Below are 12,825 nucleotides of genomic sequence, written 5' to 3'. Positions count from 1 at the left end.
AAACCTGGCGGATAGCGTAGGGGAATTCTTCGCGCGAGGGCAGCACCGGGGTGATTGCACGCTCGGCCAGGGCGCCGTGACCGATTTCGCGGCGCTTGGGCGAACCCACACGGCCGGTCTCACCGGTGGAGTACGGCGGGAAGTTGTAGTGGTGGATGTAGCGCTTGGACTTGAGCGGGTGCAGGGAGTCCAGCTGCTGCTCCATCTTGAGCATGTTCAGGGTGGTGATACCCATAATCTGGGTCTCGCCACGCTCAAAGAGGGAGGAGCCGTGCACGCGGGGCAGGACCTCAACCTCGGCGGTGAGCTGACGGATATCGGTCAGGCCGCGGCCGTCGATACGCACCTGATCGGTGAGGATGCGCTGGCGCACGATGTGCTTGGTCAGGGCGGCGAATGCCACGTCGACCTCGTCTGCACGCTCTTCGAATTCCTTGCCCTCGCCGGTCAGAGCCTCCTTGAGGTCTTCCTTCAGCTCGGTTGCGGCGGCTTCGCGCTCCTGCTTGCCGGCGATGGAGTACACCTCGACCAGGCGGTCTGCGGCGAATTCCTTCACGGCTGCGTCCACGTCCTCGCCGTGGCCGCCGAAGAAGGGCAGCTCGAGGGCGGGCTTGCCGGCGCGGGAGGCCAGGTCGGACTGAGCCTTGCACAGGGCGGCGATGAAGGGCTTAGCGGCCTCCAGACCCTGAGCGACGACCTCTTCGGTGGGGGCGGTCTGGCCGTCCTCCTTGATGAGCTTCCAGGAGTTGTCGGTGGCCTCAGCCTCGACCATCATGATGGCGACGTCTTCGGTACCGTCGGCCTTGGTGACGATGCGACCGGCCACGGCCATGTCGAACACGGCGTTCTCGAGCTGGGAGTACTTGGGGAAGCAGACCCACTGGCCGTCAATCAGGGCCACGCGCACGCCACCGATGGGGCCGCTGAAGGGCGCACCGGAGAGCGTGGTCGATGCCGAAGCCGCGTTAATCGCGAAGGTGTTGTAGATTTCGTCCGGGTTGTAGGTCAGGACGGTCACGACGACCTGCACCTCGTTGCGGATGCCCTTGGTGAAGGCGGGGCGCAGCGGGCGGTCAATCAGGCGGGCTGCCAGAATGGCCTCGGTGCTGGGGCGGCCTTCGCGGCGGAAGTAGGATGCCGGGATCTTGCCGGCTGCGTACATGCGCTCTTCCACGTCCACGGTCAGCGGGAAGAAGTCGAAGCCCTCGCGGGGAGACTTGCCGACCACGGTTGCGGAGAGCAGGGTGGTCTCGTCATCGATGGTGACGAGCACCGAGCCGTTAGCCTGCTTGGCGAGACGGCCGGTTTCAAAGCGCACGTGGCGCTTACCGTAAATGCCGTTGTCGATTTCGACTTCGGCAAACTGGATTTCGGGACCTTCCACGGTTCCTTCTTTCTCTTGGTCAGCCGGTGCGTAGCGCACGAGTCGGCCTTCGATAGGAAACCACGGCACCGCTCCCCCGCCGTCATCGCGCCGGTTGGCTCCGGCGGTTCCGGGCAGAGTTCCGCACCGTTCGCTATGTGCTGAGGGGTGTTATTCCGTAATTCGCTACCGAGGACCGCGGCGTGTGCGCTCGCGGCTGGTTTTCTGTCATGGTTGGTGGGGTGTGCCCACCGGACGGTCCGGGCCGTCCGACCCGCGACCGGTTGGGGTGAGCGCCCCCGAACGCGGCAGTACGGACGTGCCGACGCCCGCGCCTTACGAAGAAGGCGAGGAACAGCTACAGCACGTCCGCACGAACCGCCGCGGGGCGGTTAATCACCGCGTGAAGCGTCAAACGCTCCCGTTTTATCGGCGCAGGCCCAGGCGCTCGATCAGCGAACGGTAACGCTCGATGTCGACGCTCTTGAGGTAGCCGAGCATGTTGCGGCGACGACCAACGAGGATCATCAGGCCGCGACGGGAGTGGTGATCGTGCTTGTGGAACTTCAGGTGCTCGGTCAGGTCGGAGATACGACGAGACAGAACTGCAATCTGAACCTCGGGCGAACCGGTGTCACCCTCGTGGGTTGCGTATTCCTTGATGATTTCCTGCTTGATAGCGGGATCCAGTGCCACTTTTAACTCCTAGAGTTAGTACCGCATACGTCCCGTACGGACGGTTGCCGCCGGGTGGTGGGCTTGCGCCCTCAATACACGACGTCTGCTGCGGACTGCAGACGCGTTCTTCCCATTCTACGCTACCGGGACGCGTTCGCGGAAGAGCGCACAAAAGCCCGGCGGCAGGTAGCTCATCACACTACCGGCCGCCGGGCTTTCGAGGCGAACGTTCACACGGGCGCTACCCGACAGCCGCTACCGCCGGGTGCCCGATGGCTTGAGTGCCTACGCCGCGGCGCGAGCGCGCACCACCACGAGGCGGTAATAGCCCAGCAGGAACAGGCACCAGAGTGCGCCCATCACCAGCGCCAGCTGGGTGTCGGCGAAGAAGCCGAAGAGCACCACGATAAAAATCATGAACGCCAACGCCAGGTAGCTCAGCCACAGGGGCTGGCGTACCGGCTGTGCCTCGGCGTCCGCGCCGCCCCGCTTGAACGCGATGTGCGCCAGCAGAATCATGACCCACACGAACACGGTCGCGAAGGTAGCCAGGGAGGCAACCACCTCAAAGGCGTTCTCGAAGAGAACGTTCACAATCACGCCGACCGCCATGACCAGCACCATGAGCAGGGTGGTCATCCAGGGAGCGCCGTTCTTGGTGACCTTCGCGAAGGATGCGGGGGCCAGCTTCTGCTTGGCCAGACCGTACATCATGCGGCCGGCACCGTACACATCGGCGTTCAGGGCCGAGATGGCGGCGGTAATGATGACCACGTTCAGAATCGAAGCGGCCGCGGGGATGCCCAGGCCCTCAAAGATCTGCACGAACGGCGAGTTCTCCTTCGAGACCGAGTACCAGGGGTACAGGGACATGATGACCGAGAGAGTCAGCACGTAGAAGATGAGGATGCGGAACGGCACCGTGCGAATCGCCTTGGGAATCGAGGTGCGCGGATCCTTCGCCTCCCCCGCAGCGATGCCGATGTTCTCGATACCGCCGAAGGCAAACATCACCACGGTGAAGCAGGCGAGGAAGCCGGTAAAGCCGTTCGCGAAGAAGCCGCCGTCCAGGGCCCAGAGGTTCGTGACCGAAGGGCCGACTTCCTCGTGCGCCTGCACGCCCACGAAGAGCAGGGCGATGCCGCCGACAATCATGGCGATAATGGCGCTGACCTTCACGAGCGTAAACCAGAATTCTGCCTCGCCGAAGGCCTTGACCTTCGCCAGGTTAATGGCGAGCAGGATCAGCAGCACCGAGACAATCCAAATCCACGAGGGACTGTTCGGGAACCAGAACTTCATGTACACGGCGAAGGCGGTCACGTCCGCGACGGCCACCAGCGCCATCTCTAGGGCGTAGGTCCAGCCGGTCACGAAACCGGCCCAACGGCCCAGGTAGAGGGTCGCGTACTCGGAGAACGCGCCGGCGACCGGGTGTGCCAGGGCGAGCTCACCCATCGCGCGCATCACCATGAACACCGCCGCGCCGCCGATGACGTAGGCCAGCAGTACGGAGGGGCCGGCCAGCTGAATCGCGGAGGCGGAACCGTAGAACAGGCCCGTGCCGATGGCCGAGCCGAGGGCGATGAACATAATGTGGCGCAGGGAGAGGCCTCGCGAGAGCTGTCCGCTCTCGGGGCTGCTCAGCGTTACCGATGCGTCCGGGGTCGGGTTGGTTTGTGCCATTTTCCTTTACCTCGTGGGGTTTGCCCGCTTGTGGCGGGTATGTCTTGCGTGTTACGTGCGGCGCCGGATCGACGTCGCGGTATTCACTCCCCATCGAGTGATGGGGCGTTGCGAGAAGGTGTTGCCTTCGCGCGTCGCCCCGTCGCATCCCCACCCAACCGGTACGGTGGGTGGGAATACAAAAGACGGCGGGAAGGCAACGTTGCCTTTCCGCCGTCTTTTATTCAAAGACTACTTCTGTCGCTTACGTCCAATGACGATAGAGCACAGAGCGGTTGCAGCAGTCACAGTGTAGACTGCAGGCCACGCGCCAAGCTTCTTGGCGAGCGGATGAGCGGCGCCGAACGCGCCGAGGTAGACAGCGGTGAGGAAGGTGGCACGGCCTGCGCCAGCCTTACGCTTCCAATTCTTGTAAGCCACGGCACCGCACAGTGCCAGGACAGCGCCACCGAGCGGGCGGATGCCGGTGCTAGATGCAACCTTGTAGCCACCGAGCAGACCGGTGACGGAGGCGAGAGTCGGGCAGAACTTCACGACATACTCCTCTGTGAGATCGGATAGTTTCCTCATTCATAGTACTCCACGACACACAGAATGTATATTCACCGCGGTTAATATTTCTGCATTTCTTACGGACCGGATACATCAGGTGCCTGATCGCAAAAAGACTGGGACGCAAAAGGACCAGTACAAAAATACCGGCACAAAAGAACCGGGGCGCAAACCCGTCAGGTTCACGCCCCGGCACTTGCCGCATGCGAGCTCACATCGTGCCGCATGCTCTAGAGCTTTAGAGAGCCAGCTCCAGGTCCTCCAGCTCGGCCTCAGTCCACAGCTCTGCGGCCAGCTGCAGGGCGTAACGCGCCGAGCGGGGGGCCACAACATCCACGGAGAGGTGGAAGTCCTGATCGGCCTCCGGGCCGCACAGATCAGACACGCAACGCACCCCGATAAACGGAATCTCGTAGTTGTGGCAGACCTGCGCAATGGCGGTGGTCTCCATGTCGGTGCTGATGGCGCCCTCGAAGGCCTCACGGGTGTCCTTCACGTTGTGGGCGGTCACGAAGGAGTTGCCCGCAAGCATCTGGCCGCGGCGCACCTGCCACGAGCCCTCGGCCTTCTCGGCGGTGCGCGCAGGCTCCAGGGCGGCCAGGGCGTGCTCCAGGGCATCCTGCCACTCGTCCGCCTGGCCGTCGTAGCTTTCGGGCATGCCCGGAACCTGGCCGCGCGCGTAACCGAACGCGGTCGCGTCCGCGTCAGTGTAGGTGTAGTTCTCGCCAATCAGCACGTCGCCCACGTTAATGCCGCGCGCCAGGCCACCGGCGGTACCTGCGCTAATGACGCCCAGGCAGTTTGAGGCGTAGCTAATCGCCTCGGTGACGGCGCTCGCCGCGTTCACCAGACCAATCTTGGAACGAACCAGCAGCAGGGGCACCTGGTCCTCGCCCACCTGCAGGTAACGCGGATGGAATACCGCCGCACCCTCGGTGAAGGAGGGCTGCAGCTCCTCGGTCACCTTCAGGAAGGGTGCGAGCTCCTCGTCCATGGCAACCTGAATGATGATGGCGTTGGACATGCCGTCCATCAGCTCAAACATGCTGTTGAACGCCTCAGCCGGGTCAAAAGCGTTCGGGTCAAAGTCCACCGGGTTGAAGGCGGCGGTGAAGGCCTCGGGAATCTGCTCGCTCACTACGCCATCACCTGCGCCCACTCATCGCGTGCCGCGAGGAACTCGCGGGCCGCAGCCTGCGCACCCTCGAGGGTGTGGTTGGCGCCCCAACCGCACTGCACCTCGTTCGCCGCCGGAACCTCGGTCGCGTTGAGGATGTCGTTGAGGGTTGCCTCCAGAATCGGGAAGAACTCCTCGGGCTCCAGGCCCAGGGTCAGCGCGTAGAAGCCGGTCTGGCAACCCATCGGGGAGAAATCAATCAGGCGGTCGGTGTGGTTGCGCATGTGCTCGGCGCTCAGATGCTCGATGGAGTGCACGGTCGGCATCTCCAGGTGCGCGGTGTTCGGCTGGGTGAAGCGGATATCGTACTTGATGAGGGTGTCGCCACCGGGCAGCACCTTACGGTCGGCGATGCGCACGTAGGGGGCCTTAACGGCACGGTGGTCAAGGTTGAAGGATTCGACGTTCATTTTTTCCATGACTCTATCTTCTCTTAACTTTGCCGTTTCGCGTCCCCGGGCTCGCGAGGGGCTGAGAACGCTTGAGCACCGGGGCCATGCGGGTACGACAAACCCCGGCGGCAGGTACGAAACCTGCCGCCGGGGTTCAAGCGTTCTACGCGTGAGGTGCCGGATGCGACCCGCAGCCTACGCCTCGAGACTCTCCGTCTCGGACTTCTTCTCGGAATCCTTTTCGGCCCGCACGGAACGCTCCGGCGGGCGGTAGGTCTTCGCGTCCTCCGCCAGCACCTCGCGGGTCTTGGCCACGTCATCGTTAATCTGCTCGATCAGCGCCTCCACGCCGGTGTAGGCCACCATGGGGCGAAGTCGCTTCACGAACTCGATGAGCACGTGCTGACCGTACAGGTTGAAGTCTTCCACGCGTTCCTCGGGGCGGTCGATCACGTGCGCCTCCACCTGGCGGTGCTCGATGCCGTCAAAGGTCGGGTTCGTACCCACCGAAATGGCGGAGGGGTGGCGGGTACCCGCCTCATCCACGAGCCAGCCGGCGTACACGCCGTCCGCGGGCAGCAGGCCTCGCGCCTCAAAGTCCAGGTTCGCGGTCGGGAAGCCCAGTTCGCGACCACGCGCCAGACCGTGCACGACCTCGCCGGCCATCATGTGGTGGCGGCCCAACAGCTCGGTCGCGGCCGGCATGTCGCCCTCCAGCAACAGCTGGCGGATGCGCGTCGAGGAGCAGCGGGTGTTCTCGTCCACCATGAGGTCCTCCACGACCACGACCTCGAAGCCGTACTTCTCCCCCAGCTCACGCATCGTGTTCAGGTCGCCCGAGTTGTTGCGGCCAAAGCGCACGTCGTCGCCAATCACCACGTAGCGGGCATTGAGGCCGTCCACGAAGGTGGTCTTCACGAACTCCTCGGGGGTCTGCTGCGCAAACTCCAGGCTGTAGTGCAGCAGCAGGTAGTCCTCCAGGCCCAGCAGGCACATGTAGTGGCGGCGAGTGCCCTGGCCCATGATGTCGTGGTGGGCCACCTCGGGGCGGTGCACCTGAATGGGGTGCGGGTCGAACGAGACCGCGATGGAGCGCAGACCGTGCTCCTCAGCGAGGGACACCACGCGTGAAATCACGCGGGCGTGCCCACGGTGCACGCCGTCAAAGTTGCCGATGGTCACGACCGAGGGGCCATAGCCGGCGGGGACGTCGCTCAAAGCGGTGTAGAGGGTCACGGGCTCTCCTGAAAAGTTAAATGTACCTCTCCATCCTAGACCACGGGCGGCAGGATGAAGAATTAGCGGGCACTCATCGCTAGAGAATGGAACGGGGGCTCGGCAAGCGCCCCGAAAAAGCCCGGGACGAGCCCCTCTCGGGGCCCTCCCGGGCGCATACGAGCCTACTTGCGGCCCTTGGCAGCCGCGGCGGGCTGGGTTCGGGATGCGTTAAGCATCTCCTGGCGGATTGCGTTGGACTTGTTGATCCAGCCGTACCACACCAGCAGGCAGGGCGGGATGACCAGCTCGGTCACCATCAGCACGATAAGAATCCAGTTCGGAGTGCCGAAGTTCACCCAGGACAGGATGCGGCCCACGCCGCCCAGGAACACCACCAGGCACGAGAAGGCCAGCATGTTCACCCACTTGAACTTCAGGGCGATGAACACGAAGGAGAGGCCCACACCCACGTAGGTCGAGGCGAAGAAGACGTAGTTCGACTGCACCGAGGAGTTAGCGAAATCGGTCGGGGCGTCGGGCACGGCCGACACACCGCCGAAGACCTGCCACAGGCCGTAGGCAATCATGAACAGGCCGTACAGGGCCACGGCCGCACGGAACGCCGCACGGTTCTGAGGCTTAGCCGCCTCCTCAATACTCTTGGGACGGGCGAAAGCCTCGCGGGTCGCCTTCTTCTCGGCCTTCTTGTCTGCCTTCTTCTCGGCCTTGGAGGCGGTGGGCTTCGCGGAGGCCGAAGGGCTCACGCGCACGCCCTCGGGAGCCTTCGCCGCCGAAATATTGGTCTCCTGATCGGCGGCACCGACGGTGCCCTTCACCTGGGGAACCGGGGCGGTGTGCGGTTCGGCCTGCGAGGTCTTCTGCGCGGCCTCGCGCTCTGCGGCCTTTTCTGCGGCGGCCTTCGAGACGTTACGCTCGGAGGGCGTCAGGTTCTCGCTCATGTTCTCTCCTTGAGTTGGGCGCCCCACGCGGGGCGTCTGCGAGTGTTTGGCTGTGTGTAGGGGCCTGGCCCCGAGTGTGAGGGGTTCCCCGAGTGAGCGGGGAGGCGTCGAAAGGCGAGCTATCCGATAGGCGCTCTAGGATAAGCTCCCTAGGATAAGTTTCCTAGTCGAAGGAGCGGTTTGCCTCAAAAACCAGCACCGGGGCGGCCTGCACCTTCCCGCGCTGCTTCTTGTTCTCCAGCAGGGCCACCAGGGTGCCGTCAGGGGCAAAACCCGCCACGATACCCTCGACGCTGGCGTGCTGAATCGCGCCCTGCTCGTCGGGGCTCGCGTGGGCGGAACGCTTGACCACGGTGCCATCGCCGCTGGGGGCGATGCGCCGCCCGTAGGAGATATCGCTCGCCTCGGCTGCACTGAGCTCGCGGGCCCCGAAAATACGGCGGGCGGCCTCTTCCAGCGGTAGCAGGGGCAGGTCCTCGAGGGGCCCCTCGGAGGCCTCGCGGCGCGCCGTCAGCTCGGCCAGGTCGGCCGCATCCTGCAGGTGCACCGCGCCCACGCGGGTTCGGCGCAGCGCCGTCAGGTGACCGCCAGTGCCCAGGGCCTTACCCAAATCACGGGCCAGGGCACGAATATAGGTGCCCGAAGAGCACGAAACCGTGACCTCGCAGTCCACGACGGGAACCGAGGTCGCCGCGTGCTCCCCCTCGGGGTCCTCGACGACGTACTCGGCGAAACCGGCAGTTACGGAATGTACCGTGAACTCGCTGATGGTCACCGGGCGGGCGGGAAGCTCAACCTCCTCGCCGCCGCGCACGCGCGCGTAGGAACGCACCCCGTTAATCTTGATGGCGGACACCGCGGAGGGAACCTGCATGATGTCACCGCGCAGGCCGGCCACCGCCTCCAGGATGCGCGCACGCATCTGCTCGGGGCCCATGGCGGTCAGGGCCTCCACGGCCTCGGGGTGGGCGGCGGTGTGCTCGCCCTCGGCGTCCTCGGTCAGCGTCTCGATGCCCAGGCGAATCGTGGCGTCGTAGGTCTTGTCCTGGCCCACCAGGTAGGTCAGCAGCTTCGTCGCCTTATTCACGCCCAGAATCAGCACACCGGTCGCGGCCGGATCCAGGGTACCGGCGTGGCCGACCCGTCGGGTTCCGGAGATGCGGCGCATCCGCGAAACCACGTCGTGGCTGCTCATCCCGGCGGGCTTATCGATAACCATCAGGCCCGAGGGGCCCTGGGGCTGCTTCTTGGCCACTTAGGCGTCCTCGTCCGCTTCGTCCTCGTCCTTCTTGTAGGGGTCGGCGTCGCCGGCGTACTGCGCGCCCTCGGCGGCGGCGGCCAGCTTGGCGTCGCGCTCGCGGGTCTCGCGCAGCAGGGACTCAATGTGGAAGGCGTTCTCGGGCACCTCGTCGGCCACGAAGGTCAGGGTCGGGGTCAGGCGCGCGGTGATGTTCTTACCCACCTCCGAACGCAGAATACCCTTAGCCGATTCGAGGGCCTTCTTGGTGTTGGCGGCGTCCTCTTCGGAGCCGAGCACCGTGTAGTAAATGGTTGCGTGCTGCAGGTCGTTGGTCACGCGGGCATCGGTGACGGTCACGAAACCGAGGCGGGGGTCCTTCACTCGGCGCTCGAGGGCCTTCGCCACGATGACCTTGATGCGGTCTGCAAGTCGTGCCGCGCGGGCTGCGTCAGCCATGTGTTTCTCCTTGTCTGCGGTTGATGGGGCCGCCCGGGCCCCGGTTGGTTCCGGTTGGTTCCGGTGGATTTCGAAGCGGGGTGGGCGGTCGCCTCGAGATGTCGGTATCTCGAGGAGGGAATTCTAGATACAAAAATTCTATGGGTTGGGGGCAGGATGCGGAAAGCGCCCGCCCCCGCTCCCCCCGCTCGCGGGCCTCCGGTCACGGAACCGGGTACCTGCGGGCGGGGTGCGGGTCACGGGCGCATCAGCATGGGAGCCTTAGACGCGCGGCTTCTCGCGCATCTCCCAGGTCTCGATAATATCGCCTTCCTTGATGTCGTTGAAGGAGCCGAGGCCAATACCGCACTCGAAGCCTTCACGCACCTCGGTAGCGTCGTCCTTGAAGCGACGCAGCGACTCGATGGTGAGGTTGTCTGCCACCACGGAGCCGTCGCGCACCAGGCGTGCCTTGGCGTTGCGCTTGATGATGCCGTTCTTGACGATCGAACCTGCGATGTTGCCCCACTTGGAGGAGCGGAAGACCTCGCGGATCTCTGCCGAGCCGAGCTCCACTTCCTCGTATTCGGGCTTGAGCATACCCTTGACGGCCTGCTCGATGTCTTCGATCGCACGGTAGATGACCGAGTAGAACTTCATCTCGACACCCTCGCGGTCGGCCAGCTCGGCCACGCGCTCTGCCGGGCGGACGTTGAAGCCGATGATGACCGCGTTGTCCACGGTTGCCAGGTTCACGTCGTTCTGGGTAATAGCACCCACACCGCGGTGGATGACGCGCAGCTGAACCTCGTCGCCACCGGCGTCGATCTTCATCAGGGACTCTTCCAGTGCTTCCACGGCACCGGAGACGTCACCCTTGATGATCAGGTTCAGGGTATCCATCTTGCCCTCGGCCACGGCGGCGTCGAAGGACTCCAGGGTGACGCGCTTGCGACGCTTAGCCAGCTGGGCGTTACGGTCGGCTGCCTCACGCTTCTCAGCGATCTGGCGGGCGGTGCGCTCTTCCTCGGTGGAGAGGAAGGTGTCACCTGCGCGCGGCACGGTGGACAGACCCAGCACCTGCACGGGGCGGGAGGGGCCGGCTTCCTTCACGGCCTGGCCGTTCTCGTCGAACATTGCACGGACGCGGCCGTGTGCCACACCGGCAACGATAGCGTCGCCAACGCGCAGGGTACCGGACTGAACCAGGACGGTGGAAACCGCACCGCGGCCCTTGTCCAGGTTGGCCTCGATGGCCACGCCGCGGGCTTCCTTGTTCGGGTTAGCGGTCAGCTCGAGCACGTCGGCGGTCAGGGTGACCGCCTCCAGCAGCTCGTCGATGTTGGTGCCGTTACGTGCGGAGACGTCCACGAACATGGTGTCGCCACCGTACTCTTCGGGGATCAGACCGTACTCGGTCAGCTGGCCACGGATCTTGTCCGGGGACGCGCCTTCCTTATCGATCTTGTTCACGGCAACCACGATCGGCACGTTAGCTGCCTGGGCGTGGTTCAGTGCCTCAACGGTCTGGGGCATCACGCCGTCATCCGCTGCGACCACGAGGATGGCCACGTCGGTGACCTTCGCACCGCGGGCACGCATAGCGGTGAACGCCTCGTGGCCGGGGGTATCGATGAAGGTGATGGCGCGGTCTTCGCCCTCGACGGTGGTGTGGACCTGGTACGCACCGATGTGCTGGGTAATGCCGCCGGCCTCACCCTCGATAACGTTGGTGTGGCGGATAGCGTCCAGCAGGCGGGTCTTACCGTGGTCGACGTGACCCATGACGGTCACGACCGGGGGACGAATCTCGAGAACGTCCTCGCCCTCAGCCTCAAGCTCTGCTTCGAGGTTGATGTCGAAGGACTCGAGCAGCTCGCGCTCCTCGTCCTCGGGGGACACAATCTTGATGACGTAGCCCAGCTCGGCGCCCAGCAGCTCGAAGGTGTCCTCGTCGAGGGACTGAGTCTGGGTAGCCATCTCGCCCAGGTGGAAGAGCACCGTAATCAGCGAGGCCGGGTTTGCGCCAATCTTCTCGGCGAAGTCCATGATGGACGCGCCGCGGCGCAGACGAATCTCGGTCGAGCCGTCGCCGCGAGGAACAACCACGCCACCGGGTGCCGGTGCGTTCAGCTGTTCCTGCTCATGGCGGCGAGCTGCCTTGGACTTGCGGCCCTTACGCTTGGAGCCACCGCGACCGAATGCGCCCTGGGCGTTGCCGCGGCCGCCGGGGCCGGGACGACCCGGACCGCGGTTGAAGCCGCCGTTACCGCGACGTGCGCCGCCGCCGTTACCGCCACCGTTGTTAGAGCCGGATGCGCCGCCACCAACGTTGGATACCTTCGGCATCATCGAGGGGTTCGGGCGTGCACCACCGGAGGAACGCTGTGCACCGGGACGTGCGCCACCGGCGGGACGGGGACCGCCGTTACCACCGGGACGTGCGCCACCGGAGGGACGCGGACCGCCGTTACCACCGGGACGTGCGCCGCCCGCGGGACGGGGGCCATCGTTACCACCGGGACGACCGTTACGTGCCGGGCGGGGACCGCCTGAACGCTGCGAGTCGCCACCATTGCGCTTCATGCCCTGCTGGGGTGCGAAGGGGTTGTTGCCGGGGCGCGGGCCGGGCTTGGGGCCGGGCTTCGGAGCGGCAGGCTTGGGTGCTGCCGGCTTCGGAGCGGCCTCGGGGCGGGCCATACCCTGCTGCGGGGCAAAGGGGTTGTTGCCGGGGCGGGGGCCACCGGGCTTGGGTGCTGCAGACTTTGCGGCCGGCTTCGGAGCGGCCGGCTTGGCGCCGGGCTTCGCTGCGGGCTTGGGGGCCGACTGTGCGGCTGCGGGCTTGGGTGCTGCCGGCTTTGCGGCGGCGGGCTTCGCGGCCGGCTTGGGAGCCGGCTTCGCTGCCTTAGCCTCTGCCGCGGGAGCGGACTGCTTGGCGGGGTACGCCGCGCGCAGCTTCTTCAGCACCATGGGGTTCAGGGTGGAGGAGGAGCTCTTAACGAACTCGCCCATCTCCTTGAGCTTGGCGATAACTTCCTTGGAAGGTACGCCTACCTCTTTAGCAAACTCGTGTACTCGAGGCTGAGCCAAATTTTCTCCTATCCCGGTCCGCACCGGGATAGGTG

General features: G+C 65.0%; 11 protein-coding genes. All 11 read right to left on the bottom strand.

Translation table 11 applies throughout. The features are described 5' to 3' along the window. Nucleotides 1-1,384: polyribonucleotide nucleotidyltransferase (locus tag HMPREF2944_RS03860; RefSeq protein WP_083313065.1), on the bottom strand; the 1,384-nt coding region annotated here is incomplete at its 3' end. 405 nt (nt 1,385-1,789) lie between these two features. Then, a complete protein-coding gene (gene rpsO / locus HMPREF2944_RS03855) occupies nt 1,790-2,059 on the bottom strand; it encodes a 30S ribosomal protein S15 (protein WP_049332781.1) in 270 nt (89 codons plus the stop codon). A 267-nt stretch (nt 2,060-2,326) separates the two neighbouring features. Beyond that, on the bottom strand, nt 2,327-3,727 hold the full coding sequence (locus HMPREF2944_RS03850; protein WP_049332782.1) for an amino acid permease: 1,401 nt from the start codon (nt 3,725-3,727) through the stop codon (nt 2,327-2,329). 231 nt (nt 3,728-3,958) lie between these two features. After that, on the bottom strand, nt 3,959-4,297 hold the full coding sequence (locus HMPREF2944_RS03845; RefSeq protein WP_049341701.1) for a hypothetical protein: 339 nt from the start codon (nt 4,295-4,297) through the stop codon (nt 3,959-3,961). A 220-nt stretch (nt 4,298-4,517) separates the two neighbouring features. After that, complete coding sequence (gene mtnN / locus HMPREF2944_RS03840) at nt 4,518-5,417, bottom strand: 5'-methylthioadenosine/S-adenosylhomocysteine nucleosidase (protein ID WP_049346335.1); 900 nt, start codon at nt 5,415-5,417, stop codon at nt 4,518-4,520. Further along, nucleotides 5,417-5,875 carry an S-ribosylhomocysteine lyase gene (locus HMPREF2944_RS03835; RefSeq protein ID WP_049332787.1) on the bottom strand — a complete coding sequence of 153 codons (459 nt, stop codon included), beginning with the start codon at nt 5,873-5,875 and terminating at the stop codon, nt 5,417-5,419. The genes mtnN and HMPREF2944_RS03835 overlap by 1 nt, the downstream gene beginning before the upstream one ends. A gap of 168 nt (nt 5,876-6,043) precedes the next feature. Beyond that, nucleotides 6,044-7,084 carry a bifunctional riboflavin kinase/FAD synthetase gene (locus HMPREF2944_RS03830; RefSeq protein ID WP_070680659.1) on the bottom strand — a complete coding sequence of 347 codons (1,041 nt, stop codon included), beginning with the start codon at nt 7,082-7,084 and terminating at the stop codon, nt 6,044-6,046. 164 nt (nt 7,085-7,248) lie between these two features. Then, entirely contained in the window at nt 7,249-8,025 is a 777-nt protein-coding gene (locus tag HMPREF2944_RS03825) for a DUF4345 domain-containing protein (RefSeq protein WP_070680656.1), read from the bottom strand. Nucleotides 8,026-8,188: 163 nt separating this feature from the next. After that, entirely contained in the window at nt 8,189-9,280 is a 1,092-nt protein-coding gene (gene truB, locus HMPREF2944_RS03820; protein WP_070680652.1) for a tRNA pseudouridine(55) synthase TruB, read from the bottom strand. Continuing rightward, a complete protein-coding gene (gene rbfA / locus HMPREF2944_RS03815; RefSeq protein WP_049332795.1) occupies nt 9,281-9,721 on the bottom strand; it encodes a 30S ribosome-binding factor RbfA in 441 nt (146 codons plus the stop codon). Between the two features lie 261 nt (nt 9,722-9,982). Next, on the bottom strand, nt 9,983-12,790 hold the full coding sequence (gene infB / locus HMPREF2944_RS03810) for a translation initiation factor IF-2 (protein WP_070680649.1): 2,808 nt from the start codon (nt 12,788-12,790) through the stop codon (nt 9,983-9,985). Nucleotides 12,791-12,825 lie beyond the last annotated feature (35 nt).

This window comes from Rothia sp. HMSC072E10, assembly GCF_001813965.1.
Classification (GTDB): domain Bacteria; phylum Actinomycetota; class Actinomycetes; order Actinomycetales; family Micrococcaceae; genus Rothia; species Rothia mucilaginosa_A.
The sequence above is the reverse complement of the archived record's forward strand: the minus strand, read 5'-3'. Positions and strand labels throughout refer to the sequence as shown.

Bases quoted from the DNA above. Each gene is read 5' to 3' on its own strand.
- HMPREF2944_RS03850 (WP_049332782.1), bottom strand. From the start codon at position 3,727: ATGGCACAAACCAACCCGACCCCGGACGCATCGGTAACGCTGAGCAGC.
- HMPREF2944_RS03825 (WP_070680656.1), bottom strand. From the start codon at position 8,025: ATGAGCGAGAACCTGACGCCCTCCGAGCGTAACGTCTCGAAGGCCGCC.
- HMPREF2944_RS03845 (WP_049341701.1), bottom strand. From the start codon at position 4,297: ATGAGGAAACTATCCGATCTCACAGAGGAGTATGTCGTGAAGTTCTGC.
- HMPREF2944_RS03835 (WP_049332787.1), bottom strand. From the start codon at position 5,875: ATGGAAAAAATGAACGTCGAATCCTTCAACCTTGACCACCGTGCCGTT.
- rbfA (WP_049332795.1), bottom strand. From the start codon at position 9,721: ATGGCTGACGCAGCCCGCGCGGCACGACTTGCAGACCGCATCAAGGTC.